This window comes from Thalassovita autumnalis (assembly GCF_001458255.1).
Lineage (GTDB): Bacteria > Pseudomonadota > Alphaproteobacteria > Rhodobacterales > Rhodobacteraceae > Thalassobius > Thalassobius autumnalis.
The window spans coordinates 244,377-270,315 of the sequence record NZ_CYSB01000040.1 but is presented as its reverse complement, the minus strand read 5'-3'; the positions used below and the strand labels follow the sequence as shown (position 1 = coordinate 270,315).

At 60.5% G+C, this 25,939-nt stretch carries 24 protein-coding genes; 12 read left to right on the top strand and 12 right to left on the bottom strand.

Annotation, left to right across the window (positions count from 1 at the left end; translation table 11 throughout):
- Positions 1–18: 18 nt before the first annotated feature.
- Positions 19–237 (bottom strand): hypothetical protein, encoded by a 219-nt coding sequence (locus tag TL5118_RS21755; RefSeq protein ID WP_306345428.1) that lies wholly within the window; start codon positions 235–237, stop codon positions 19–21.
- 156 nt (positions 238–393) lie between these two features.
- On the opposite strand from TL5118_RS21755, the gene TL5118_RS18015 reads away from it, so the two are divergent.
- The 3 genes from TL5118_RS18015 to TL5118_RS18005 all read left to right on the top strand — a co-directional run bounded on the left by TL5118_RS18015 (position 394) and on the right by TL5118_RS18005 (position 2,886).
- Positions 394–711 carry a DUF4389 domain-containing protein gene (locus TL5118_RS18015; protein WP_058244237.1) on the top strand — a complete coding sequence of 106 codons (318 nt, stop codon included), beginning with the start codon at positions 394–396 and terminating at the stop codon, positions 709–711.
- A gap of 90 nt (positions 712–801) precedes the next feature.
- Positions 802–1,074: a DksA/TraR family C4-type zinc finger protein gene (locus TL5118_RS18010; RefSeq protein ID WP_058244236.1), complete on the top strand. Its 273-nt coding sequence runs from the start codon at positions 802–804 to the stop codon at positions 1,072–1,074.
- 279 nt (positions 1,075–1,353) lie between these two features.
- On the top strand, positions 1,354–2,886 hold the full coding sequence (locus TL5118_RS18005; protein WP_058244235.1) for an ATP-binding cassette domain-containing protein: 1,533 nt from the start codon (positions 1,354–1,356) through the stop codon (positions 2,884–2,886).
- On the opposite strand, the gene TL5118_RS18000 is transcribed toward TL5118_RS18005, so the two are convergent.
- From TL5118_RS18000 to TL5118_RS17985, 4 genes are all read right to left on the bottom strand, one after another.
- Positions 2,883–3,350 carry a YHS domain-containing (seleno)protein gene (locus TL5118_RS18000; protein ID WP_058244234.1) on the bottom strand — a complete coding sequence of 156 codons (468 nt, stop codon included), beginning with the start codon at positions 3,348–3,350 and terminating at the stop codon, positions 2,883–2,885. The genes TL5118_RS18005 and TL5118_RS18000 overlap by 4 nt on opposite strands.
- Before the next feature lie 276 nt (positions 3,351–3,626).
- Positions 3,627–5,447 carry a M3 family oligoendopeptidase gene (locus TL5118_RS17995; RefSeq protein WP_058244233.1) on the bottom strand — a complete coding sequence of 607 codons (1,821 nt, stop codon included), beginning with the start codon at positions 5,445–5,447 and terminating at the stop codon, positions 3,627–3,629.
- A gap of 113 nt (positions 5,448–5,560) precedes the next feature.
- Complete coding sequence (locus TL5118_RS17990) at positions 5,561–6,532, bottom strand: alpha/beta hydrolase (RefSeq protein ID WP_058244232.1); 972 nt, start codon at positions 6,530–6,532, stop codon at positions 5,561–5,563.
- A 32-nt stretch (positions 6,533–6,564) separates the two neighbouring features.
- Entirely contained in the window at positions 6,565–6,855 is a 291-nt protein-coding gene (locus tag TL5118_RS17985; RefSeq protein ID WP_058244231.1) for an SCP2 sterol-binding domain-containing protein, read from the bottom strand.
- A 109-nt stretch (positions 6,856–6,964) separates the two neighbouring features.
- Here TL5118_RS17985 and TL5118_RS17980 point away from each other — a divergent pair, with 109 nt between their 5' ends.
- The 5 genes from TL5118_RS17980 to TL5118_RS17960 all read left to right on the top strand — a co-directional run bounded on the left by TL5118_RS17980 (position 6,965) and on the right by TL5118_RS17960 (position 12,001).
- On the top strand, positions 6,965–7,525 hold the full coding sequence (locus TL5118_RS17980) for a tetratricopeptide repeat protein (protein WP_082626334.1): 561 nt from the start codon (positions 6,965–6,967) through the stop codon (positions 7,523–7,525).
- An 18-nt stretch (positions 7,526–7,543) separates the two neighbouring features.
- A complete protein-coding gene (locus tag TL5118_RS17975) occupies positions 7,544–10,357 on the top strand; it encodes a helicase-related protein (protein ID WP_058244229.1) in 2,814 nt (937 codons plus the stop codon).
- Positions 10,358–10,412: 55 nt separating this feature from the next.
- Positions 10,413–10,811 (top strand): RNA-binding S4 domain-containing protein, encoded by a 399-nt coding sequence (locus TL5118_RS17970; RefSeq protein ID WP_058244228.1) that lies wholly within the window; start codon positions 10,413–10,415, stop codon positions 10,809–10,811.
- Positions 10,812–10,850: 39 nt separating this feature from the next.
- A complete protein-coding gene (gene fdxA / locus TL5118_RS17965) occupies positions 10,851–11,189 on the top strand; it encodes a ferredoxin FdxA (protein ID WP_058244227.1) in 339 nt (112 codons plus the stop codon).
- Between the two features lie 302 nt (positions 11,190–11,491).
- Positions 11,492–12,001 carry a CarD family transcriptional regulator gene (locus TL5118_RS17960; RefSeq protein ID WP_058244226.1) on the top strand — a complete coding sequence of 170 codons (510 nt, stop codon included), beginning with the start codon at positions 11,492–11,494 and terminating at the stop codon, positions 11,999–12,001.
- A 75-nt stretch (positions 12,002–12,076) separates the two neighbouring features.
- Here the strand turns inward: TL5118_RS17960 and cobS are convergent, their stop codons facing one another.
- On the bottom strand, positions 12,077–12,832 hold the full coding sequence (gene cobS / locus TL5118_RS17955; protein WP_058244225.1) for an adenosylcobinamide-GDP ribazoletransferase: 756 nt from the start codon (positions 12,830–12,832) through the stop codon (positions 12,077–12,079).
- Between the two features lie 83 nt (positions 12,833–12,915).
- On the opposite strand from cobS, the gene cobT reads away from it, so the two are divergent.
- The gene (cobT, locus tag TL5118_RS17950) at positions 12,916–13,929 is read left to right on the top strand and encodes a nicotinate-nucleotide--dimethylbenzimidazole phosphoribosyltransferase (RefSeq protein ID WP_058244224.1); all 1,014 of its coding nucleotides are present in this window, start codon (positions 12,916–12,918) and stop codon (positions 13,927–13,929) included.
- Between the two features lie 69 nt (positions 13,930–13,998).
- Here cobT and TL5118_RS17945 read toward each other — a convergent pair whose 3' ends face one another.
- Entirely contained in the window at positions 13,999–15,870 is a 1,872-nt protein-coding gene (locus TL5118_RS17945) for a monovalent cation:proton antiporter-2 (CPA2) family protein (RefSeq protein WP_058244223.1), read from the bottom strand.
- A 65-nt stretch (positions 15,871–15,935) separates the two neighbouring features.
- Positions 15,936–16,391, bottom strand: a complete 456-nt coding sequence (locus tag TL5118_RS17940; RefSeq protein WP_058244222.1) for an Lrp/AsnC family transcriptional regulator — start codon at positions 16,389–16,391, stop codon at positions 15,936–15,938.
- A gap of 151 nt (positions 16,392–16,542) precedes the next feature.
- On the opposite strand from TL5118_RS17940, the gene hppD reads away from it, so the two are divergent.
- The gene (hppD, locus tag TL5118_RS17935; protein WP_058244221.1) at positions 16,543–17,640 is read left to right on the top strand and encodes a 4-hydroxyphenylpyruvate dioxygenase; all 1,098 of its coding nucleotides are present in this window, start codon (positions 16,543–16,545) and stop codon (positions 17,638–17,640) included.
- A gap of 159 nt (positions 17,641–17,799) precedes the next feature.
- Here the strand turns inward: hppD and TL5118_RS17930 are convergent, their stop codons facing one another.
- Positions 17,800–18,819, bottom strand: a complete 1,020-nt coding sequence (locus TL5118_RS17930) for a zinc-binding alcohol dehydrogenase family protein (RefSeq protein WP_058244220.1) — start codon at positions 18,817–18,819, stop codon at positions 17,800–17,802.
- Positions 18,820–18,913: 94 nt separating this feature from the next.
- On the opposite strand from TL5118_RS17930, the gene TL5118_RS17925 reads away from it, so the two are divergent.
- Positions 18,914–19,285 (top strand): winged helix-turn-helix transcriptional regulator, encoded by a 372-nt coding sequence (locus TL5118_RS17925; protein WP_058244219.1) that lies wholly within the window; start codon positions 18,914–18,916, stop codon positions 19,283–19,285.
- A gap of 8 nt (positions 19,286–19,293) precedes the next feature.
- Here TL5118_RS17925 and TL5118_RS17920 read toward each other — a convergent pair whose 3' ends face one another.
- Positions 19,294–22,482: a hypothetical protein gene (locus TL5118_RS17920; protein WP_058260814.1), complete on the bottom strand. Its 3,189-nt coding sequence runs from the start codon at positions 22,480–22,482 to the stop codon at positions 19,294–19,296.
- Between the two features lie 163 nt (positions 22,483–22,645).
- On the opposite strand from TL5118_RS17920, the gene TL5118_RS17915 reads away from it, so the two are divergent.
- A complete protein-coding gene (locus TL5118_RS17915; RefSeq protein WP_058244217.1) occupies positions 22,646–23,341 on the top strand; it encodes an SIMPL domain-containing protein in 696 nt (231 codons plus the stop codon).
- A gap of 69 nt (positions 23,342–23,410) precedes the next feature.
- On the opposite strand, the gene TL5118_RS17910 is transcribed toward TL5118_RS17915, so the two are convergent.
- Positions 23,411–24,700, bottom strand: coding sequence for an O-acetylhomoserine aminocarboxypropyltransferase/cysteine synthase family protein (locus TL5118_RS17910; protein ID WP_058244216.1), 1,290 nt, complete (start codon positions 24,698–24,700; stop codon positions 23,411–23,413).
- A 223-nt stretch (positions 24,701–24,923) separates the two neighbouring features.
- Complete coding sequence (locus TL5118_RS17905) at positions 24,924–25,928, bottom strand: GT-B fold glycosyltransferase domain-containing protein (RefSeq protein WP_058244215.1); 1,005 nt, start codon at positions 25,926–25,928, stop codon at positions 24,924–24,926.
- Positions 25,929–25,939: the final 11 nt, after the last annotated feature.

Sequence of the window (25,939 nt, the reverse complement as noted above, 5' to 3'; positions counted from 1 at the left end):
CATAGGTGCCACGTTCTGTCAGGTCGCGTTTCCCAGCAGCGGATCGGCATGCCAGTCGCCCACCAGCAGGCTGGCATGCAGTTCGGCTGCCGCGTCTGAGACCGGGTAGGGATCATGGGCGATGACACCGTTTCTTTGTTTGGCCACATAGGCTGGTGCAAAGGTGACAAAGCCTGCAAATGCAAGCACCGCCAAGACGAGGGCTGTGATGAACAGCCTTTTAATCCATTTAAACATTGATCCCTCCCGTTTGCGCGGCAGGGTAGGCACAGGCCTGCGTGACACCAAGGGTTACCTTGCGTAGGCTTCACGTTATGATAGCGCCGAAGCAACAGCGCCGGGGCGGCGTTGGTCTGAGACAGAGATGTAAGACAGAGAGATTGAGGGAAGATCATGGCGGATCCTAACGAATTTGATGAGGTCATGCCGGACCGTGAACCACGGCCCGAACCGCGATCGCTGGTGGTGGTGGAAAGCCCGGGCGCGCGGATCCTGTATTCCGTCGTGATCTGGGTGATGATGGGCTTTGCCTCAACCGTGATCGGGGTTCTGGCGCTGCTGCAGGCGGGGATCCTGTTGACCAATGGCAAACGGCGCAATGAACGGATTGCCGGATTTGGCACCGATATCGGTATCTGGTTTGCCAAGGCGACCCGCTACATCACGGCGGATAGCGAAGACAAACCTTGGCCTTGGACCGAATTGGACTGAGCGGGGCCGGGCTGGTCTGATCCGCCGCATCCGGCTGATTTGCATTCGCGCTGAGCCGGGCCATATAAATCCCAGTGTTAAGGAGGGGCCATGGCTGGTGGTTGGGCGCGTGATGGCGCAGTGGAAGAACAGATCGAAGCCTCGATCAAGGATGAGCTGGCCCGCATGAGGGCCTCTCGGGCGGAGCCTCAGGGGGATAGCCTGACCCATTGTGCTGAGTGCGAAGAGGAAATCCCCGAAGCCCGCCGTCTGGCGCGCCCCGGGGTGAAACTGTGCATCGATTGTCAGGAAGAACGTGATGGCGCCTTCCAGCAGCGCGGCGGCATCAATCGCCGCGGCTCCAAAGACAGTCAGCTGAAGTGACGCCACCGTTTCGCTGCGGCTTGACCCTTGGGTTGAGGCCCGCTAGCGTCGCGTTAGTTCTTGTAAAACCAGACCAGTCAATGAGGGAGGGTCGGATGCATATCAAACGTTATCACGATCGAACCCGCGGACCGGTGGGTGCCCTGCAGATCCGTTTGCAGGGCTGATCAGAGACAGCATTCCGCCGGATCACTGACCAACCTAGCCGGCGCCATGTCTTTCGATTTGCCCTAATCGGCAGCCGATGCGCTGCCACCCTGTGCATGAAAGACTGAGCAAATGTCCCTGATTTCCCTGAACAAAACCGCTGTCATTTTCGCGGATCCTCTGTTTCGCGACCTCTCTGTCACGCTGAACAAAGGTGACCGCCTGGGTGTAATCGCCGCCAACGGGCGCGGTAAATCCACCTTGCTGTCGTTGCTGTCGGGTACGTTGGACCCCACCGAGGGGGAGCGCACCGCCGCCCGTGGCCTGCGCCCAGCCCTAGTGCCGCAGCATGTGCCTGACGATCTGTTGTCCCTCAGCCTTTATGACGTGGTGCTGGGGGCGCTGGACACTGATCTGGCCGAACATGAAAGCTGGCGGGTGGATGTGGTTTTGGCTGATCTGCAGGTGCCTTTTGAGTTGTGGCACCAGCCGATGACCACGCTGTCCGGCGGCTGGCAACGGGTGGCGCTGCTGGCGCGGGCCTGGATCGCAGAGCCCGATGTCTTGCTGATGGATGAGCCGACCAACCATCTGGATCTGCAACGGATCGGCATCCTACAGGACTGGCTGGCCACAGTGGCCCGGCAGGTGGCCTGTGTGATCGTCAGCCATGACCGCGCCTTTCTGGAAGCGACCTGCAATCGCAGCCTGTTCCTGCGCACAGATGGATCCCCGCAATATGCGCTGCCCTATGGCGCCGCGCGCGCTGCGCTGGTGGAACATGACGCGGCCCAGGCGCGCCAGTTTGAAAATGACATGGCCAAAGCGGGCCAGTTGCGGCGTCAGGCGGCGAAGCTGAAAAACACCGGCATCAACTCAGGCTCGGACCTCTTGCTGACCAAGACCAAACAGCTGACCGCCCGGGCGGACAGGCTGGAAGAGGCAGCGCGCCCCGCCCAACAGGACCGTAGCGCCGGGCGGATCCGCCTCGACAGCTCCAGCACCCATAACAAGGCCTTGGTCACGCTGGACCCTTGTGAGGTTTTGCGGCCCGATGGGGCGCTTTTGTTCAAGGTCCCGCAGCTGTGGATCAACCGGGGTGACCGGGTGGTTTTGCTGGGTGGCAACGGGTCTGGGAAAACGACGCTGGTCAAACGGGTGATCGCGGCATTGACCGGGCAGGATGCGCAGATCCGGGGGGTGCCTTCGGCGGTGCCGGGTGTCTCCACGCAGGATCTTAGCCAGCTTGCATCCTTCAAAACCCCGATGGAGGCGGTGGCGGGCAGTTCCGACATCGGCGATCGGTCTGCCCGGATGGTGCTAGCTGGCGCCGGCATGGCCCATCAGATGCAGGACCGCCCCCTGTCTAACTTGTCAGGTGGACAGCGGGCGCGGCTGGCGATGTTGCTGTTGCGCCTGAAACAGCCGAACTTCTACGTTCTGGATGAGCCGACCAACCACCTGGACATTGAAGGACAGGAAGCCTTGGAGGCCGAACTGCAGGCCGAGGGCACCACAGCCCTGATCGTCAGTCATGACCGCGCCTTTGTGCGCAACACCGGCACCCGGTTCTGGCAGATCACGCCGCGCGGCTCCACCGCTCATCTGCAGGAGGTGGCAGCCCCCGAAGGCTTCTTTTCCAGCCAGATGCAGGTGGAGGTTTAACGGTCCAATACCGCGGGCCAGTTTGCGTTGGCTTTGGCGATGTTGCCCGGCACATCTTCAAGCCAGCGCTTCTGCACCCCTTTGGAGAAGTTCAGGTACAGTTTGCCATCCACAATGCGCCAGGCCTCGGGCACAGTGGGGGCGGTGGCGCCATTGGCAACCGCATAGGCGCAATAGCCGCCAAACTGCGGCGCATAGGCCTCGGGGTCGGCGGCGAAGGCGGCGCGATTTTCCTCAGATGCAAACCGCCAGGTGGCGCCCATCCAGTCATGGGTGATGTCTGCGCGCCCCATCACCGGCTTTTTGTCAGTGAAATAGGCCACCACATCCGATCCATCCACGGCAATGCCGTCTTCGGTGTAGATCTTCGGCGTCGCGGCGCTGGCAAGGCTGGGCAGGCTCAGCGCGGCGGCTGCGGCGGGCAGGGTCAGCAGGATGTGGCGACGGGTCAGTTGGCTGGGCATCTTCAGTCTCCTCCGGTTCGGTTGATCCCAATGTGGAGGAGGTTTCAGCCCCGCGCTACAGCCCTCACGGTGCTGTGACAGGACGTTAGCCGCAAGGTGGCAATGTTACAGATGACCCGGCCTAGCGGCATTGCGCCCGGTTCAGCCAGACTCACTCCCGCCTTTCAATGATCCAAAAATACTCACTGCGCGACGGCAGGTGCAGGCGCCCCCGTCCACTAAAACAGGCCGCCAAGGTGTCCCAAGGCGGCCTGTCATTAAGGTGCGGATCGGGGATCAGTCCTCCATCGCTTCCAGCTCATCAATCATGCCGGAAATCATGCTGAGGCCCTTGTCCCAGAAGGTTGGATCACTGGCGTCCAGACCAAAGGGGGCCAGCAGTTCCTTGTGGTGCTTGGACCCACCTGCTTTCAGCAGGTCAAAATACTTGTCCTGGAAGCCTTCGGGGTTTTCCTCATAGACCGCGTAAAGCGCGTTCACCAAGCCGTCGCCAAAGGCATAGGCGTAGACGTAGAAGGGCGAATGCACGAAGTGCGGGATATAGGCCCAGAAGGTTTCGTAGCCTTCCATGAAGTCAAAAGAATCGCCCAGGCTTTCGGCCTGCACCGACATCCACAGATCGTTGATGTCATCCGGGGTCAGTTCACCTTCGCGCCGTGCAGCGTGCAGTTTACATTCAAAGTCGTAGAACGCGATCTGGCGCACCACGGTGTTGATCATATCCTCAACCTTACCGGCCAGCAGGATCTTGCGCTCTTCTTTGGTTTCGGCCTTCTCCAGCATTTTACGGAAGGTCAGCATTTCCCCAAAGACAGAGGCGGTTTCGGCAAGGGTCAGCGGGGTGGAAGACAACATTTCGCCCTGTTCCGCCGCCAACACCTGATGCACGCCGTGACCCAGCTCATGCGCCAGGGTCATCACATCGCGCGGTTTGCCAAGGTAGTTCAGCATCACATAGGGGTGCACCTCGGTCACGGTGGGGTGGGCAAAGGCGCCGGGGGCTTTTCCCGGTTTCACGCCCGCATCAATCCAGCCCTTGGTGAAGAAGGGATCGGCGATCTCACCCATTCGCGGGTCAAAGGCGTTATAGGCCTCCATCACGGTATTTGTGGCGGCTTCCCAGTCAACAACCTTGGTGCTTTCCATCGGCAGCGGCGCGTTGCGGTCCCAGACCTGCATGCGGTCCAGACCCAGCCATTTGCGCTTCAGCTCGTAATAGCGGTGGCTCAGCTTGGGGTAGGCTTTGACCACAGCGTCGCGCAGCGCCTCAACCACCTCAGGCTCCACATCGTTGGACAAGTGGCGGGCGGTCTGGGCGGTGGGCATTGTGCGCCAGCGGTCCACGACCTCTTTTTCCTTGGCCAGCGTGTTGTGCACCCGGGCGAAGGTTTTGATGTTGGCGCCAAAGACGGTGGCCAGCTCCCGTGCGGCCGCTTCGCGTTTGCTGCGGTCCTGTTCGGTCAGGAAGTTCAGGGTGCCTTCGATATTGTAGGGCTCACCATCCACCTCAAAGCCGAGGCCGGCAATGGTTTCGTCGAACAGCTTTTCCCAGGCATCAGCGGTGACCGACAGATCGTGCAGGAACTTTTCAAGCTCATCAGACAGCTGATAAGGTTTCATCGCGCGAGTACGATCGAACACCGGCTTATAGCGTGCCAGATCGGCGTTTTCGGCCTGCATGGCGGCCAGTTTATCATCATCGATCCGGTTCAGTTCCAGCGAGTAGAACACCAGCGGCGTGGTGAAATTGGTGATCGCTTCCTGACAGTCCGACATGAACTTGGCGCGGTCTGCATCGACGGTCATCTGGTAATAGCGCAGCCCTGCATAGGACATGACGCGGCCCGCTTTGGTCGAGATCTTTTCGTTGCGCTGCACACATTCCAGCAGACCAGCGGCGTCCAGATCGGCCAGTTTGCCTTCGTAATCGGCGGCAAAGGCGGCGCATTCCTGTTCCAGCCAGTCCAGATCAGCCTGCAGTTCAGGGGCATCGGGGCTGGTGTAGAGATCGGTCAGATCCCACTCGGGCAGGTCCCCCAGATCCTTGGCGCCGGTGTCGGCGGTCACATCGCGAAGCGGGAAGGGCAGTTGAAACATGGGGCACCTCTTTTGGTCTGTTAAGGACAGACATATGCCGCAGGTCGACATGCCTCAAGGGGCGTGGTGCCCTCCATGGTGGAAAATGCGCGGTGCGGTGGGGTCGTTCGGCTTTATTCGGCGGCTTCGGCTGTGCCGTCGGCCACCGTGGCCAGATAATGCGATGCAATCTCGGCGGCGAATTGGGTCCGCCGCTCTATGTTTTCCATCAGCACTTCGTGTTCACCGTTGGTGACGATCCTCAGCTCACCGTTTGGCCAGGCAGCCATACGGTCCTTGATCCGTTGGGGATCAACGATGCGTTCATTGTCGCCCAGATAGGTCAGGCAGGGCTGACGGGGGGAGGGCATCTGCGACAGGGTGCGCATTTCTGACAGCGCCTCATAAAGCCAGTTGATGCTGGGTCCACCAAGCGCCAAGTCGGGATGTGCGTTGAGTTGCGCTGCCATCAGATCCCACATGCTGCGATCCCGGGTCAGCGTGTTGTCGGCAAAGTCGCCCTCCAGCACATAGGGCGTCAGGCTGGTGTTGGGGGCCAGTTTGCCGGAAAACCCAATAAGGCGGCTCAGCCAGCCAACGGACCAGGCCACCGGGCGCAGCGGCGCAGCAATCAGAATGCCCCACATCGGGCCCGAGAAGGACGCGGCCTGAACAGGCAGGCCTTCGTGCAGGGCGCGCAGGCCAATGCAGCCACCCATGGAATGCCCGTGCAGGAAATAGGGTTCCGGCAGGTCCAGATCCCGCGCGGCCTTTAGCGCGGCCTGAACGTCGTGCTGGAAATCCAGAAACTTATCGACATGGCCGATCAGCCGGTTGTCCAACAGCCGGTCCGCAATGCCCTGTCCGCGCCAGTCTATGGCCAGTGTGGCAAGGCCCGCTTTGGCGAAATCGCCCGCCGTTGGGGCGTATTTCTCAATATATTCGGTGCGTCCCGGAAACAGCAGAACAGTGCCTTTGGCGGGCTCTGCTGTCTCAGGACGCCAGGCCGCGACCCGGATGCGCACCCCATCTTCTGCCGTGACCCACCAGGCATCCGCCTTGGGGAAGTCTTGGACGATCTCGGCAAAGAAGGGGGCGTGTTCCATTTGGGTCGCTTTCCGTTGACGTTTAGCTGCGGTTAGGCAAAGGCGCTGGCCAGCGCCATGGCCTGACCCATGTCACCGTCGATGGTCAGTTTGCCGCTCATGAAGGCGGAGGTCGGGTTCATTTCACCGGTCAGCATCGCCTCAAAGGTTTCGGCATCTGCGGTCAGGGTAACGTCGGTGTCTTCGTCGCTGGCACGCGCGCCGTCGCCGTCAACAACGATCGAAGCTTCGCCTTCGATGACAAACTTGGCCGAACCGGAGAAGTCAGCGCCTGCCATTTTTTCGTTCAGGGCCTCGACGGCTGCTGCAACTTTATCGGTCATGGAAGTGTTCCTCTGCTTTGGGATCCGGCAATCTGTTCCGGATGTTGTGATCCATTCTTTGTCCACCGGGGCTGTTCAAATCCCGGCTTCGGTCTAAACTTGTCTCACTATGAGCGTAGTTCTAATCAGCCCCAAGCCTATCGTCGCGGCAATCATGACGTTAGTGCTGTTTACGTCACCCGTCAAAGGCGAGGATGCCGCTGTTGCAGATCTGCTGGAGCGGCTGCAACAGGCCGATCCTGTGGAGGCCACCAAGCTGAGCCGGGAGCTGCAATTGGAGTGGTCCAAATCCGGCTCTGCCTCGATGAACCTGTTGTTAAAAAGGGGGAAAGAGGCGCTTGAACGCGGTGAGTTTGACGCGGCTGCCGATCACCTGACCGCACTGACCGACCATGCGCCGCAGTTTGCCGAAGGCTGGGCGCTCAGGGCGCAGCTGTGGCATCACATGGATCGCCCCGGTCTGGCCCTTTCGGACCTGCAGCAGGTGCTGGTGCTCAACCCGAATCATTACGAGTCACTGTTCGGTTTGGCCGTGACCCTTGAGCAACTTGAAGAGCATGAGCTGGCGCTGGAGGCCTATCGGCTTGTGCTGACCATTCACCCGCATTACGAGGAAGCAACGGAAGCCGTTGAACGCCTCGCACCTCTGGTGCAAGGGCAAAGCCTGTAAAGACGTCAGGGACAGATCATGCCCCAGAATTCCCGGATAACGGCGGTCCTTGGGCCGACCAACACCGGTAAAACCCACTACGCCATCGAACGGATGCTGGCCTATCGCACAGGTGTGATCGGGCTGCCGCTGCGTTTGTTGGCGCGTGAGGTCTATGACAAGATCGTAGCTGCACGGGGGCCTTCGGTTGTGGCGCTGGTCACCGGCGAAGAGCGGATCGTGCCCGACCGGGCGCAATATTGGGTCTGCACGGTTGAGGCGATGCCAGAGGGCATGGGCTGTGATTTCCTGGCCGTCGACGAAATTCAGCTCTGTGCTGATCCTGAACGGGGTCATGTTTTCACAGACCGTTTGCTGCGCTCACGGGGCTTGCAGGAAACCATCTTCCTTGGCTCTGATTCCATGCGGCCGGCGATTGCTGCGCTGGTTCCGGGTGTGCAGTTCATGCGGCGCGAACGGATGAGCCAGCTGGAATACACCGGGTCACGCAAAATCTCGCGCATGAAACCCCGCTCCGCAGTTGTTGGGTTTTCGGTTGACGATGTATATGCCTTCGCCGAACTGATCCGCCGTCAGAAAGGCGGCGCTGCGGTGGTGATGGGGGCGCTCAGCCCACGCACCCGCAATGCGCAGGTCGAACTCTACCAGAACGGGGACGTGGACTATCTGGTGGCCACAGATGCCATCGGGATGGGCCTGAACCTGGACATCAACCATGTTGCCTTTTCCTCAACCGTGAAATTCGACGGTCGTCGGATGCGCATGTTGATGCCAAACGAACTGGCCCAGATCGCGGGCCGGGCCGGGCGCGGCATGTCGGACGGCACCTTTGGCGTGACAGGAGAGGCCGAGCCGCTGGATGAAGGTGTGGCGCAGGCGATCATGGATCACCGGTTTGCCCCGGTGCGCAAGCTGCATTGGCGCAACGCGCGGCTGCAGTTTGGCACGCCGGATGCGCTGATCCGCTCGCTTGAGGCGGCACCGGATCATGAAATGCTGATCCGTTCGCGCGATGCCGATGACCTCTTGGCGCTGAAAGCGCTGTCGCAGGTGGCCGAGATTGCCGCCCGTGCCAGTGACGGGCCGTCGGTGAAACTGCTGTGGGATGTCTGCCGCGTGCCGGATTTCCGGGGCATCAGCCACGCCGAACATGCGCAGCTTCTGGAAACCGTTTTTGGCTACCTGCATGAAAAGGGCAGGGTGCCAAATGACTGGTTGGCCCGGCAAGTGCAACGGATCGACAGGACAGATGGCGACATTGACACATTGTCGAAACGTCTCTCATTTATCCGCACGTGGACTTATGTCGCACAACGTTCCGGTTGGGTAGATGACGAAAGTCATTGGCGCGGCGAGACTCGCGCTGTAGAAGACCGATTGTCGGATGCGCTGCACGAGCGTCTGACCCAAAGATTTGTGGACCGGCGCACATCCGTGCTTTTGCGCCGGCTCAAGCAGAAGGAGGCCCTTTTGGCCGAAGTAAATGATAAGGGTGAAGTGACCGTCGAAGGCGAATTCGTCGGTCGTTTGGAAGGGTTCCGTTTCCGTCAGGATAAAGACGCAAGCGGTCAGGAGGCCAAGACGCTGCGTCAGGCCAGCTTGCAGGCACTGGCGCCGCATTTTTCGCTGCGCGCTGATCGCTTCTACAATGCACCCGATACCGAAATTGATTTCACTGAGCAGGGTGGCCTGATGTGGGGCACCGAGGCGGTGGGCAAGCTGGTGGCGGGCGCTGATCCGCTGAAGCCGGTTGTGACTGCTTTTGTTGACGACGAAGCTGGTGCCGATGTGGCACAGAAGGTTGAACGTCGCCTGCAGCATTTCATTGATCGCAAAATTGCCGCCCTGTTTGAGCCGCTTCTGGCGCTGGGCCGAGACGAAGAGCTGAACGGGCTGGCCCGTGGCTTTGCCTTCCAGATGGTCGAAAACCTTGGTGTGATCCCACGCGCTCAGGTGGCGGATGATGTGAAGGCACTGGATCAGGATGCCCGCGGCGCGCTGCGCAAACACGGCGTGCGTTTTGGTCAGTTCACCATCTTCATGCCGCTGATGCTGAAACCGGCGCCGACCCGTCTGCGTCTGGTGCTTTGGGCACTGGCCAAAGGGCTCGATATCTTTCCCGAAGCACCTCCGCCCGGCCTGGTCACTGTACCGACCGACAAAGGCGCTGCCGAAGGCTATGACGCAATGGCGGGCTACCGCGCTGCTGGCGAACGTTCGATCCGCATCGACATGCTGGAACGCCTGGCAGATATGCTGCGCGTCGAAGACAGCCGTGGCGGCTTTGAGGCCAAAGCGGACATGCTGTCGATCACCGGTATGACGCTGGAGCAGTTTGCAGACCTGATGCAGGGTCTGGGCTACACCGCCGAACGCGGTGAGCGTGTGAAAGTGAAAGCTGCGCCTGTTGCAGTGGCCGCCGATGCATCTGCTGAAGCCCCGGCTGAGGCCGCTGAGGTGGCAGAAACCCCTGCAGAAGAGGCCCCCGTTGAGGAGGCTGCAGCAGAGGCTGTTGCGGAAGAGGCCACGTCTGATGAGGCCGCTGAGCCTGAGATGGAGGTGTTCTTTACCTTCGCTTGGGGCGGACGCCGCAATCAGGGTGGCAACCGTGGCCGTGGCCGTGGGGACCGCAACGAACGTGGCGGCGACCGTGGTGAGCGCAAGGGCGGCGGCAAGCCGCGCGGCAAGGGTGGTAAACCCCGTGGCGACGGCAAGGGCCGTGGTGGCCCGAAAGGCGCCAAATCCTATGAGGCCCGTCCGCCGAAGAAGGAAAAGGCGATCGATCCTGATAACCCCTTCGCAGCAGCGCTGATGGGACTGAAAAAGGGCTGATCGCTCTGGCTTTTGATGAGCCTTGAGAATTGGGGTTGTCCCGCAGAGGTGTCTTTTGACCGAAACCGCTTCGCAACACGGGCCGAAGCAACGGCTTGACAAGTGGCTCTGGCACGCGCGTTTTTACAAGACGCGCGGGCTGGCCTCGAAGATGGTTTCGGCAGGACATGTGCGGGTCAACTCGGACAAGGCTGCAAAGCCTGCGCATTCGGTAAAGCCCGGGGATGTTTTGACCTTTCCCCAAGGGAACCAGATTCGCGTTGTGCGAATTGAAGCCATCGGCGAACGCCGTGGCCCGGCCCCAGAGGCCCAAACACTGTACACAGATTTGACGGAACCGCAGGAGAAGGTTCCACGCGGCCCCCGTTTTGAAGGCAAAGGACGCCCCACAAAACGCGACCGGCGAATGATCGACCTTGATCGCCAGCGAGGCTTGAATGATCCGGCTCAGTGAATTAGCTAAGTCGCCAAGCCAAAAGCCAGAGAGACTGCCATGACCTATGTCGTCACCGACAATTGCATTGCCTGCAAATACACCGACTGCGTCGAAGTGTGTCCGGTTGACTGTTTCTATGAGGGTGAGAACACTCTGGTCATCCACCCCGATGAATGCATCGACTGCGGCGTTTGTGAGCCCGAGTGCCCAGCAGACGCTATTCGCCCCGACACTGAGCCGGAAATGGAAAAGTGGGTCGAGTTTAACCGCAAATACTCGGAGCTGTGGCCGGTGATCCTGGAGAAAAAGGATCCGCTGCCGGGCGCCGAGGAGAAAGACGGCGAGCCCAACAAGCTGGAGAAGTATTTCTCCGAAGCGCCGGGTGAGGGCAGCTGATCTATGGGGAATCAGTGATTCGCCCGATTCGGGCAGAAAACTGGTCCAAAAGGTAAAAAATAGGAGAATCGGCAGGGATTCTGCCCTAGATTCCCCTTTCGTCTCTTTTGGGGTGCTTTCGAGACGCCCCAAAATGTGCTATATGACAAGGACATGACGAAGACTGCCTGACGTTTATCCGCGCCTTTTGCAAACCAGCGGATGGAACCTTTGTGACAATCACTGACTGACGAGCGTATTTGCGTACCTCGCCCGGTCTTTTTGTCGCCGGGTGTTGGGCGGTCCTTGCGGAGAAGGATTGCATGAGCAAAGCGAAGAAGTCTGAATTCAGCCCGAACGATTACGTGGTTTACCCGGCGCATGGCGTTGGTCAGATCGTCTCGATCGAGGAACAAGAGATTGCCGGCATCAAGCTGGAGCTCTTTGTGATTTCCTTTGAGAAAGACAAGATGACCCTGCGCGTGCCGACCAATAAGGCCACCGAAATCGGGATGCGTTCGCTGTCGAGCCCGGATGTGGTGTCGCAGGCGATGAAAACCCTGAAGGGCAAAGCCAAGGTCAAGCGGGCGATGTGGTCGCGCCGCGCCCAGGAATATGAACAGAAGATCAATTCGGGCGATTTGATTGCGATTGCCGAAGTGGTGCGTGACCTGCACCGCACCGACGATCAGCGCGAGCAGAGCTATTCCGAGCGTCAGCTTTATGAAGCTGCGCTGGAGCGTCTGACCCGCGAAGTTGCCGCCGTATCGGGCAGCGACGAAGTGGCCGCCGCCAAGAAAGTGGACGAAGTTCTGGTGTCGCGCGCAGCCTAAACCTGCGATGTCATCAGTGACGGATTACAGAAAACCGCGCCCTAACCGGCGCGGTTTTTTGATGCGGTTACGAGATTAGCCGAAAAGCGCGATCAGCAGCACAATCTCGACCAGTTGTTGCGTCGCCCCCAGCACATCGCCGGTTTGCCCGCCAATCTTGGCCCGCGCGATCGCGATCACAGCTGCGATGGTCAGCGCGGCCAGGATCGCCACCGTAAAGGCAGACCAGCCCAGCATCAGCACGGCGATCACAAAGCCGATGCCGGCGGCGCTGGCGGCCACGGTTGCGTCTGGGCGACCTTGGGCATGGCTGAGCCCCGTGGCGCGGGCGTGGGGCAGCGCCGCCATCACAGCGGGCATCGCAGCGCGGCTGACCACAGGAACCGCGATCAGCGCGGCGTAGGCGCCTTGATCCAGCAACAGGCTCAGCGCCCACCAGCGGGCCGCCAGGGACAGAACCAGCGCGATCACCCCGTAGCTGCCGATCTGACTGTCCTTCATGATCTCCAGCCGCCGGTCCTTCTCCCAGCCGCCCCAGAAGCCGTCGGCACAATCGGCCAGACCATCTTCGTGCATGGCGCCAGTCAGCACGACGGAGGTGGCGAGAATCACCAAGGCCACGGCGCCAGATTCGAGGCCCAGCCACAGCAAAACTCCCGATAAGGTTGCCAGAATGAAACCAAGCACAACACCTACGAGTGGGTAGGCCCAGGCCGCATGTGCACCCCTGATAAAACTTTCCCCCTTCAAAGGTATAGGTAGCCTTGTCAGCAGGGCGAGAGACACCGCAATATCACGGTATTCATATCGGCGTTTGTCGTTTTCATACATTTGAAGTCTCATTCTGCTGCTTGCCCACGGTTAACATTCGGGTAAACACTCAGGCAAGGATGAGAGAAGGGCTTGGGGAAGTCATGAGTCAAAGTTTTCAATCACTTGACGAGTTTCGTCAAATTCTGTCAACCGCCGCGTCTGCGGACCTCTCGGCACAGGTTGCCGCCAGTGCGCGCAACGGGCAGTTGACCAAACCACCGGGTGCTTTGGGCCGTCTGGAGGATCTGGCCATTTGGTTTGCCAGCTGGCAGGGCAATGCCAAGCCCAAGCTGCGTTTTCCGCAGGTTTTGATCTTTGCGGGCAACCACGGCGTAATGGCGCAGGGGGTCTCGGCCTTCCCTGCGGAAGTGACCGAACAGATGGTTTTGAACTTCCAGCATGGTGGTGCGGCGATCAATCAGCTGTCGCGCACGTTTGGCGCCCAGATGGCGGTGCATGCGCTGTCGCTGGAGACACCAACCGCCGATTTCACCCAGGCACCCGCGATGAGTGAGGCTGAGCTGCTTGAGGCGCTTCAAACCGGTTGGAACGCTGTGAACCCGAACGCCGATCTGTTGATCACCGGCGAAATGGGCATCGGCAATTCCACCTCCGCCGCAGCGATCTGTAATGCGCTTTATGGCGGTGAGGCTGCGGATTGGACCGGGCGGGGCACCGGGGTTGATGACGCCGGGCTTGAAAACAAAACCCGCGTTGTCGCAGAAGCCGTGGCGCTTCATGGCGGGCAGGGGGATGGGCTGGAAATGCTGCGCCGTCTTGGCGGGCGTGAGCTGGCCGCGATGGCAGGCGCAATGGCGCGGGCGCGGGTTGAGCGTATTCCGGTGCTGCTGGATGGGTTCATCTGCTGTGCTGCCGCTGCAACCTTGAAAGCGGTGAACGCCAAGGCGTTGGATCACGCTGTTGCTGGTCATGTGAGCGCCGAAGCGGCCCATGGCAAATTGTTGGAGCAGCTGGGCAAGGACCCATTGCTGGCGCTTGGTCTGCGCCTGGGCGAAGGGTCCGGTGCGGCATTGGCGATTGGTGTGCTGCAGGGCGCGATTGCCTGTCATTCAGGCATGGCCACCTTTGCCGAGGCTGGGGTGTCTGACGGCTAACGGCCTGGTCCAGCATAAGTCCGCACATAACACGCATCAAAAAGGGGGCTGCTTGGCCCCCTTTGTTTTTTATGCTTCGTCTCTGTCTTTGTCTTCGCGCCGGGTTTCCAGCTGGGTCGACAGGGCCATTTCCAGTTCTTTCTCCAACTCACGGGCGCGGGCCACATAGGCCTTGTTCTGCGCCGAGGGCGTGTTGGGATCCCAGACCTGCGCCAATTCGCGGATCGCCATCCGGTCGTGCTGGAAAAAGACCCGTTCGGCCTCAGCGGCCTCATATTCGCTGAGGCCGATGTTCTCCAACACGTAACGTCCGGCGCGCAGACTGCTGTCGAAGGTTTCGCGCACGATGTCATTGGCCCCGGCCTGGTAGAGTTCAAAAACATGGGTGCGGTCGCGGGCGCGGGCAATGATGTGCAGATCAGGGCGTTCGCGGCGGGCGAAGCCAACCAGCCGTGTGGCGGCAGCGCGATCATCCAAAGTGACGGCCAGAACGCTGGCCTCTTTCAGACCGGCGGCATGCAGCAGCTCAGGCCGGGAGGGATCGCCAAAGAAGCCTTTGAAGCCAAACTGGCGCATCAGCTGGATGGTGCCCATGTCATTGTCCAGAACCACAGTTTTGAAGCCGCTGGATTGCACCAGACGGTTCACGATCTGACCAAAACGGCCAATGCCTGCAATGATGACAGGGCCGTGTTCGTCGATCTCATCTTCTTCGAAGGTGTCGCTGTCCTTCATCGTCTTGGACAGAAGGTCATAGATGATGAACAGCAGCGGGGTTGCCAGCATCGACAGGGCCACCACCAGTGACAGCGTATCGGTCAGCTGTCCCGGCAGCACGTTCTGTTGGCGGGAAAACGACAGCAGGACAAAGCCAAACTCACCAGCCTGCGCCAGTGACAGGGTGAACAGCCACCGCGCCCGGCCTTTGATGTTGAAGATATGGCTCAGCAGGTAAAGGATCGCGCCTTTGATCAGCAGAACGGTCAGCGTCAGGCCAATCAGATCCATCGGTGCGCTGAAGAAGGTGTTGAAATCGATACCCGCCCCAACCGTGATGAAGAACAGTCCCAGCAGCAGCCCCTTGAAGGGTTCGATGTCGCTTTCCAGCTCATGACGGAATTCCGAGTTGGCCAGCACAACGCCGGCGAGGAACGTGCCAAGCGCAGGCGAAAGGCCCACAGCAGTCATGATGGCAGCGATCCCCAGCACGATCAGCAGGGCCAGGGCCGTGTACATTTCCCGCAACCGGGCATGGTGGATGAAGGCAAACAGCGGTCTGGTCAGGAAGATACCCGCCAGAATGACCGCCGCGACGGCGCCAAGGGTTACCAGTGTGACGCCCCAACCCGGTAGCCCCTCAACCAGTGACATGCCACCCGGTGCGCCTGCATGGCCGTCGCTGCCGCCCCCGGGTGTTGGCCCCGAGGGTGACATCGCCAATAGCGGCAAAAGCGCCAGCATCGGGATCACCGCGATATCCTGTGTCAGCAAGACCGAGAAGGTGGAACGCCCGCCGTTTGTCTGCATCAGCCCCTTCTCGGACAGGGTTTGAAGCACAATCGCGGTGGAGGAGAGCGCGAAGATCATCCCAACCGCCAGCGCAGGTTTCCATTCCAGCCCCAATGCCATCGACAGCGCAGTCATCGCGGCCATCGTTAGGGTGATTTGCAAACCACCTAACCCGATCAGCCGGTGCCGCATCGCCCAGAGCGCCCTTGGGTCCAATTCCAAGCCGATCAGGAACAGCATCATCACCACGCCAAATTCAGCGAAGTGTTGCAGATCCTGCGTTTCAGAGCCGACCAGCCCCAGAACGGGGCCAATCACGATCCCGGCGCTGAGGTAGCCCAGAACAGATCCCAGCCCCAAACGCGCGGCCAGCGGCACGGCGATCACGGCGGCGATCAGATAGATAGAAGCGGAAAAGAGAAACTCTTGCATGGTCTCCGGCGATTTTTTGCGCCTTAGCAGGCAGTTGGGGTCAGGTAGCTGTGGGGCCCACTATGTCAGGTTGGCAGCGGCGCGTCTTGCTTGAACTGATCCATCACAATCTGGCTCTGCACCCGGCTGACCGCTTCGTGGCGCAGCAGCACCTCATGGATCAGGCTGTTGAGGGCGGAAAGATCTTCGCAATAGACCCGCAGCAGGTAGTCGGCATCGCCGGTGAGCGTCCAGGCGCTGGTGATTTCGGGACGCAAGTTCACCAGACGGGCAAAGCTTTGGCTTTGATCCGGTCCATGGGTGCCAAGTTGCACCTGCACAAAGGCCTGCACACTCAGACCCAGCCGCGCCGGATCCAACCGGGCCGTGTAGTTGCGGATATAGCCCTCAGCCTCCAGCCGTTGGCGTCGCCGCCCGGCCTGCGAGGCCGAAAGGTTCAGCATGTCTGACAGTTCCTGAGTCGTCAGATGGCTGTTTTGTTGCAGCGCGGCCAGCAGCCGTTTGTCGGTGTCATCCAGCATGATGCCTCTCGTGCGTCAAATTGACGTTTTCCACCTAGATAGTGCGTAGATCCCGCATGACAACCGCTTTCGCCAGCGTAAAATGCGCAAAATTCCCACATCTTTTGCGGCATGCTTAACATAGCAAGTAACCAACACTCAGGAGGCACCCATGGGTCCGTTCCCGCACATGGCCCCCAAGGCCGTAATCAGCCCCGAAAACCCCGCCGGTACCGACGGTTTCGAATTCGTAGAATTCGCCCACCCCAATGCGGAAGAACTGCGTGAGCTGTTCGCCAAGATGGGCTACGTCAAGGTCGCCAAACACAAGACCAAGAACATCGAACTGTGGCAGCAGGGGGATGTGACCTATATCCTGAATGATGAACCGGGCAGCTTCGCCAGCCGCTTTGTCGAAGAACACGGCCCCTGTGCCCCGTCGATGGGCTGGCGCGTTGTGGATGCGCAGCATGCCTATGACCACGCCGTCAAAATGGGTGCTGAACCCTATGACGCGGATGACAAGACCCTGGCCTGGCCCGCGATCAAAGGCATCGGTGGTTCGCTGATCTATTTCACCGACGAAAGCCACGACCAGTCGCCCTATAACGCCGATTTCGACTGGCTGGGCACCTCCAAGCCGGAAGGTGTGGGCTTCTACTACCTCGATCACCTGACCCACAACGTGTTCAAAGGCAACATGGACAAGTGGTTCAAGTTCTACGGCGATCTGTTCAACTTCCGTGAAATCCGTTTCTTCGACATCGAAGGCAAATACACCGGTCTGCTCAGCCGCGCTCTGACCTCGCCCTGTGGCCGGATCCGCATTCCGATCAACGAAGACCGCGGTGAAACTGGTCAGATCGTGGCCTATCTGAAGAAGTACAAAGGCGAAGGCATCCAGCACATCGCTGTAGGCACCGAAGACATCTACGCCTCGACCGATGCAATCTCGGAAAATGGCATCAAGTTCATGCCGGCACCGCCGAACGCTTACTATGACCTGAGCCACGAACGTGTGGTTGGCCATGAAGAGCCGATCGAGCGCATGAAGAAACACGGCATCCTGATCGATGGCGAAGGTGTTGTGGATGGCGGTGAGACCAAAATCCTGCTGCAGATCTTCTCCAAAACTGTGATCGGTCCGATCTTCTTCGAGTTTATCCAGCGCAAAGGCGACGATGGCTTCGGCGAAGGCAACTTCAAAGCGCTGTTTGAATCGATTGAGCGTGAGCAGATCGAAAACGGCGAAATCCAAGCGGCTGAGTAAGCCCTTGCCGGTGAAGACCGCATCAGACGGTCAGACGGGGAGGGCGCGCGGCAGGTCAACTGCCCAGCCCATCTTTCTGCCGGGGCTCCACCCCTGGCATCGGCCCAGCCGCACGGCTTTCCTCGTGCGGCTGGGTTTTTTCGTTTCAGCCGTTGGGCGTCAGGTGCCAAACCCCTCCAGCACGATTTTGCCTTTGGCGGTGTTGGTCTCCAGCAGCTTATGGGCGCGGATCAGGTTGGCGGCGTTGATCTCGCCCATCGCCTCGGTCGCGGTGGACCTCACCTTGCCGCTGTCAATCAGCCCGGCAACATCGTTCAGAATATCCCGCTGGCGGGTGATGTCCGCTGTGCCGAAAAGTGACCGGGTGTACATCAACTCCCAATGAGTGGAGATCGACTTGAGCTTGAAGGGGCGGACGTCCAGATGCTCAGGGTCATCGATCAGGCCAAAGCGACCCTGCGGTGCCAGAAACTCAGCGGCCTGTTCGATATAGGCATGGGTCTGATTGGTAGAGAAGACATAGCCCGGGGCGCCAATCCCCAAGGCAGCGATCTGTGGCGCCAGTGCCTGGTGATGATCCAACACGTGATGGGCGCCGAGGGATTTCACCCACTCCTGCGTTTCCGGCCGTGAGGCGGTTGCGATCACCGTCAGATCTGTCAGCGCCCGCAACAGCTGGATCGCGATGGAGCCAACACCGCCTGCGCCGCCGACGATTACTACAGCCGGCGCCGCACCGGGCACCGGATCAGTGACCCGCAGCCGGTCGAACAACATCTCATGCGCCGTCAGGGTGGTCAGGGGCAGGGCGGCCGCTTCGGCCGCGGGGATTGAGCTCGGCGCGCGGCCGGTGATGCGTTCATCCACCAGATGATATTCGGCGTTGGTGCCGGGGCGATCAATAGCGCCGGCATACCAGACGGTATCGCCGGGCTGGTAGCTGGTGACCAGTTCGCCGGTCGCAACCACCTCACCCACAGCGTCCCAACCTAGAATGGCGGGACTGTCCCCCTCCGGTGCGCGGCTTTGGCGGATCTTATAGTCAACCGGATTGACCGAGATCGCCTGAATCTTGACCAGTAGATCATGGCCCGTTGCCTCGGGCCGGGGGGCGGTGAAATCCTGCAGGGGCTGCGGTGCATCGATTGGGCCTGCAGTGGTATAGCCGATCGCTTTCATGGGGCTCTCCTTTTGACAAAGCTGATTCACCTGCCATATGAAGGAGTAGACACAATGCGAACAAGTACGCACTATTTTGGCCTATAGGTACAATATGGATACTGTAGAACAGCAGAGCACCCAGCGATTTGCCGACTATGGCTGTAATGACGGATGCCCGGTTGAGGCGGCGCTGGAACAGATTGCGGGCAAGTGGAAAGGGCTGATCATCTACCATCTGCTGGATGAGACCCTGCGCTTTAACGAAATGCTGCGCCGGGTGGGGAATGTGACGCAGCGCAGCCTGACCAAGCAGCTGCGCGAGTTGGAAGCCGACGGGATCCTGCACCGGGAGGTTTACGCCGTTGTGCCGCCGAAGGTCGAGTATTCCCTGACCGAGAAGGGGCAAGCTCTGCGCGAGGTGGTGATGGCGCTACACGCCTGGGGCAGTGCCCATCGCAAGGTGCCGCTCAATACTGAGGCGTAAGGGCGGGCTTAGCCGCGCGGCATTTTCAGGGTGATGGTACGTCCAGATTTGGTGTAGCGCAGCTCGCCTTCGCTGATGGAGGCCACGCGCCCGCCGTCCAGACGATCGCCCACGCTCACCTTCTTGTACCGGCCCGACGCCAATCGGACGAGGGCGCTGCGGTTGCTGGGCTGGCCAGAAACCCCGATCAGGTTGATTTTCCTCAGGTTCAGCTGGTTTTTCACCGTCGCCTGCCGCGCGACTGAAGCCGAGGTTGGCAGCTGCGGCTGTACACGCACGGCGGCGGCCACCTGCACGCTTTCGGTGTTTGATGTATTCAGATTGCTGGGACGCGCCATCGGGCGCAGCGATGTGGCACCAACCGATTGGGCCACCGCTTCGTTGATCGCATCGCGGGTTTCGCCCGACAGGTCCACGAGCGGCGCAGACGCGCTGTTCAGCAGGGCTAGGCGGTCGCCGTCATCGGTGCTGTTTGCAGCGGTGCGCAGGTTGTCCGGGCGTGCTTTGGGGCGCAGCTGCGCCAATTCGGTGCGGGTGCGGCCGCCAAGAACGCTGCGTTCGTTGGATTCGATCAGGTCTTCCGGCCGTGCCTTGGGCCGGATTTTTGAGCGGCGCAGCAGTTCCGCCTCGCTGATGCCTTCAGGCGCAACAACGGTGCGGGCGGGAAAGCTGTTCGGCAGGACCGGCGGGCGGCCTGAGAAGATCAGGATGCCATCCGGGGTCATCGTGCCCTCAGGGCTGGCCGTGACAAGACCGCGCTGGTCAAAGGTAAATTCAGTGCCCGCAGCGGCGGGGGAATTTTGTTGTGGCGGGGTGGTGTCTGATTGCACCCGCGCCTCATCCGGCAGCGCCACAGCGTCAAAGGAGGGCACAGCCGGGTCAATCGATGCGATATAGAGGTCACCCAGACCCGCCGTTGCCGGGGCGGAGGGCTGGGCCGGCGCATCCTGCCAGACGCCCGAGACAGCATAGCGTTCCGCAGTGCTCAGCTCAGGGGCGGGGGCCGTTTCCGTAATTTCGGGTTCCGCCTGTAGTTCGGGATCAAGCGCGGTCAACGCCTCATCCCCTTCGACCAGAGCGGGATCAGTCAGCGCGCTGGTGGCCGCATCAGGGGCGGCGGGCGCTTCGGGTTCGTATTGCAGTTCGGGCGACAGCGAAGCGACTTCGGATGTATCGGGGGCCGCTTCTACCGCCGTACCTTCGACCGCAGGCAGGTCGACCTCTGCCAGCGTGGTTTCTGCCTCTTGGGGGGCAGGCGTTGCGACGGGCTGGTCAGCTGCCGCTGCTGGGGCCGTTGCCGCGGCGAGATCTTCAGCCGGGGCGGCCTCTTGCTCTGCTTCGGCCTGTAGCACCTCAGCGGTGGTAGTAGGCTCTGAACTGCGGAACAGACCGGCGATGCCTTCTTCGCCCAATGAGGCCCAGGCGGCCATGCCGACCAGGAACAGCAGCAACAGCGCGGTCAGGATCAGCCCCAGGAAACGTGGCTTGCCGCCAACAACAACCTCTTGCTCACTCTTACGTGCGCCAAAGACGGTCATCTGCTGCTTTTCTTTACGCGCCTCCTGCTGCCGCTTCGCGCGGCGCGAAGGGGCTTTGCCCGGCGCAGGCACCTCCACCGCAGCCTCTGGCGCGTCGGTCTCGGCAGGGGCGGGAGGGATCTCGGTCTCTTCGATCGCGGGTGTCAGGCTGGCCGCAGCATCCAAGAGCTGCGCTTCGGCGTCTTCACTGATGTCGCCGCCAGATGGGGCGGCCCCGTTCACTGCCGGTGCGGCCTCATCGCTGATCGGGGGCACTGTTGGGGCGTTGACATCGACGTCCAGGGCTGGCGCGCCGGTGCCTGCCTCATCTGTGCCTGTCTCTGCGGGCGTGGCTGCGGCCTTGTCCGGGCGCAGCGTCAGCTTGCGCACACCGTTGACCTCTGGGCTGGTGCGGCTGGCCCCATCAAGGCGCGGCGCGGCTTTGCCTGTGTCTTCGTCAGTGGCGCCGCGGCGGGCGCGCACACTGGCGAAGGAGAGGGCGCTGTTGGCCTCGGGCTTTGGTGCCTCTTCCCCTGCGGGTGTTTCAGCCTGCGCCGCCTTGGCCCGGCTGCTGCCAAACATTGGCGGCAACGTGTCCGGAGTGGCTTCCACTGGATTGCCTGCAGTGGCAGGGGCGTCTACCGCCAGAATATCCTCAGGATTTGGAAGTGTAGGCTCTGCGGGCACCTCAGCCTGAGGCGCGGCGAAGAGGTCATGTTGCAACTCTTCCAGATCGCTTGGGATCTCAGCGGTGTCTTCCGGGCCTTCGACGTTGCCGCGCGCTTCGGCGGCTTCGATCAATTCCAGTTCTTCCGGGGTCAGCGGGATGGCCGGGCTCAACTCATCTTCTATGCTGGCGGCCATCTGCGCGTAATCGACAGGCTGATCAATCACCTCCACCGCAGGGGCTGTGATTGCTTCAATCGGCTCAGGTGTTGATTCAGCTGCCGGTTCTGGCACAGGCGGCGCGGGCTGCTCTGCAACAGGTGCTGGTGTGACCTCAGGCTGCGGCGCTTCCACCGCGCCCTCCGCAGGCGTTTCGTCAATGGCGGGGGGCGCAATGGTTTCCAGCGCGGGCGCGGCAATCACCTCGGGTTCCGGGACCGGTTCGCTGACCTCAGGTTCCGGCGCTGGAAACTTGGCTGGGCCAATGACGGCAACCGCGTCTTCATCCGGCTCAACCCGGCCACCAAACAATTCGGTTGCCGCATGGGTGCCGCCAAAGAAAGGCTCGCCCGGGTAGGGGCCTGCGGGCTGGGCAACAAAACTCACCGGGTTGAACTGATGTTCATGGGCGAAGGCTTCGGCCTCGGCCAGGGTTTCGCGCGCAACGGCGGCAACCTCCAGAACCGGGCCGTTCAACTGCCAGTCAATCGCAAGATCCGCCAGCGCATAGGGGGTTGTGCCCTCAATCGCCGCATGGGCCAGACTCTCATGTTCAGTGGCAGGCGCTTTGCCTACGGGCACGCTGACATATTTGATCTGGTCTTCAGGCAGGATCAGTTTGCTGGTGATCCCCTCAGGGCTGAGCAACAGCGCCTGTTCACGCAGGCCTGTCAAAGCCGCGCCCAGATCCTCATCTTCAAAGGCCACACGACCCACAGCACGCCAGCCATCATCGGCCCGGTGCAACAGGTCAATGCCTTCAAACGAAAGCGATAATGCAAAACTCGGCTTCATGAGTTCGCTCTAGCATCCTCCACTTCGCAAAGGGACCCCCTTTGCACCCCAAACCTAGAATAAAGCAGCTTCTTGCCGAGGGGAAGGGAGCCGTCACACTCCCCCTTGCAGGCGCTGTGCCAAAGAGACACCTCTAGGGGAGAAACCTTTGAAGGAGGGATACATGAAGTTGTTGCACAAAATGGTGGCGCCCGCGATGGTCGCAGCGATGATGGCGGTGCCGGCAGCGGGCTGGGCAGACATGGTGCGCCACATCACGGTGACCGGCGAAGGTGTCGTCGCGGCGACACCCGACATGGCAACGATTTCGCTGGGCGTGCAGCAGATGGCCGACACGCCGGAAATCGCCATGATGCAGACCGCCCAGGCGTCGCAGGCTGTGGTCAGCCGGCTGAAGATGATGGGGATCGCTGAGGCCGATATGCAGACCTCAAACCTGTCGCTGCATCAGGTGGAAAACTATGACCGCAACAACCAGCCACGGATCGAAGGTTATCGAGCGTCAAATTCCCTGCGGGTGCAGGTGCGTGATCTGGATCAGCTGGGGCCGGTGCTGACAGCGGCGCTGCAGGATGGGGCGAATAATTTTGGTGGGCTGAGTTTTGGCCTGTCAGAACCGCGCCCGGCGCAGGATCAGGCACGTCAGACCGCGATGAAGGATGCGCTGGCCAAAGCAGCCCTTTATGCCGAATCTGCCGGTGTTGAGCTGGGCAATGTCGTCTCTATCTCAGAGGCGGGCAGCCACGATGTGCCAATGCCGATGATGCGGATGGAAATGGCGGTTGGGTCAGATATGGCCGTTGAAGCAGGTGAGTTGAGCCTGAACCAGCAGGTCACCGTGGTGCTGGAACTGAAGTAAGCGCAATGCACTGCCAGCAAAGCAAAGGCCGGGGAGCTCCCCGGCCTTTTTCTTTTTCTACGCAGAGGCTTAGGCCGATGCGGCCAGCGCCTGTTCCAGATCCGCAATCAGGTCTTCGGCGTTTTCGATCCCGATGGAGATCCGCACCACATTCGGGCCAGCACCAGCCGCAACCTGCTGCTCTTCGGTCAGCTGGCGGTGGGTGGTGGAGGCCGGGTGGATCACCAATGAGCGTGCATCGCCGAGGTTGGCGACATGGCTGAACAGGTTCAGGCTGTCGACGAACTTGACGCAGGAATCGTAGCCGCCTTTCAGTGCCACGGTGAACAGGCCACCGGTGCCTTTCGGGCAGATCTTTTCGCCGCGCGCTTTATAGGGCGAGCTGTCGAGGCCCGCGTAGGTGACGGCTTCGACGTGGTCGTTGCCTTCCAGCCAACCGGCGATCTTCTGGGCGTTTTCGCAGTGACGCTCCATCCGCAGCGACAGGGTTTCGATCCCCATCAGCGTGTAATGTGCCGCCTGCGGGTTCAGCGTCATGCCAAGGTCACGCAGACCAATGGCGATGCCGTGGAAGGTGAAGGCCAGCGGGCCAAAGGTCTCGTGGAACTTCAGGCCGTGATAGGCGGGCTCCGGCGCCGACAGGGACGGGAATTTGTCGCTGGCGGACCAGTCAAACTTGCCCGAGTCGACAACCACACCACCGGTGACCGAACCGTTGCCGGTCAGGTATTTGGTCATCGAATGCACCACCAATGTCGCGCCGTGTTCGATCGGGCGGCAGAGGTAGGGCGTGGCCGAAGTGTTATCAACGATCAGCGGCAGGCCAACCTTGTCGGCAATGGCTGAAATCGACGGCAGGTCGGTCACATAACCACCGGGGTTGGCCACCGATTCACAGAAAATCGCGCGGGTGTCGTCATCCACGGCGGCCTCAACCGCGGCCAGATCTTCGAAATCAACAAACTTGGCCGACCAGCCGAACCGTTTGATGGTCTGGCTGAACTGGGTGATCGAGCCGCCATAAAGACGGGTCGAGACCACCACGTTATTGCCCGGCTGCATCAGCGGGAACAGCGCCATGATCTGGGCTGCGTGACCCGACGAGCAGCAAACCGCACCAACGCCACCTTCCAGCGTGGCCACACGTTCCTGCAGAACCGCCACGGTCGGGTTGGTCAGACGTGAGTAGATGTAACCCACCTCTTGCAGGTTAAACAGCGCGGCCGCGTGGTCTGCATCGCGGAACACATAGGCGGTCGACTGATAGATCGGGGTCTGGCGGGCACCAGTGGCCGGATCGGGGCGGGCGCCTGCGTGGATTTGCAGCGTGTCGAAGCCATAGTTCGGGGCGTCGGTCATGCGGGGTTCCTCCTCAAGAACTCTGTTGGAACAAATGTTGGTTTTGTTGACAAAATGGATAGGGGATCAAAGAACGATCGACAACTATAACGGGCCTAAGTGGGCTCAGTTACGGAAAAAGGTCCGGTTAGGGCGGCGAATCCAGACGATTGTTCCTATCAAGGCTTGGGTGGATCGCTGTGGGGCTCAGAATCACGCTTGTGAACCGGCCGCACAGCATCACTCAGCGGATCCACAATTTGTGGTTCTTCAGGCGCTGGCGGATCTTTTGTTCCTTGCGGGGCAGGTTTTCGCGATCAAACAGACCACGGGCCTTGTTGCCTTTGTTCTGAAAGATGAACCGTTTCATCGGCTCATATTCCTTCAGCACCCGCTTCATCTTGTTGGGGCTTGCCAGATCCTCAACCAGTTCGATCACCGCATCGCTTTCGCGGGCATAAAGCAGCGCCATCCAGCGATAGTGGCAACTGACGGAGCCATCCAGCAATCCGTCAGGCAGGGCGCCGCGTCCGCCGCCCAGTGAATGGATGACCAAGGGCAGCACAACCTGATCCAGCCAAGGATCCAACACCTGACAGACCAGTTCTGCCGGCGGGTTGTCACGGATCGACAGCGCATATTCAGCAAACCGCGCGCCAAACTCATGTGGGCAGCGGTAGAAGAAATAGCCTGCGTTGAAATAGAGATAGCGGCGCCAGAACTCATCCGGCTCCTCCAGATCGAGGGAGCTTTCGAAATCCAGATCAAACCGGTCATAGAGCGCGCCCCAGATGTCATTATAGCCGGGGCCATAAAGCTCAATCGTGGGCCAGGTGCCTTCAACCCGTTCAGAGGCGCCGGGGGTGTCAAAATCAAACGGCACCTTGGTCAGGTCATCAAGGATCAGCGTATCCGTGTCGAAAAACACAAACGGCTCCCCCTTGGGCAGGGCCATCAGCGCCTCAATCTTGTTGCCATAGGGGTAGGCCGATCCAAAATGACGCGATTTGAAGTGGATCAGCTCGGCCCCGAACCCTTGCAACAGGTCAATGACCTGAGGATCCAGCACCCGCGGATCCTCCCGCCAGAGGGGGCCGGGTTCCGGGATGGCGATGAAAAAACGGCCGGGAAAATCGGGGTTGGCCTTGTGGAATGAGGCCGCAAACAACAGCGCCTCGTACTGCAGCCGCCCGGCTTGGGCGACAATCATCACGTTGAAAGATTGGCTTTTCGCTGCGGCTTTGGCCATAGTTGAACTGC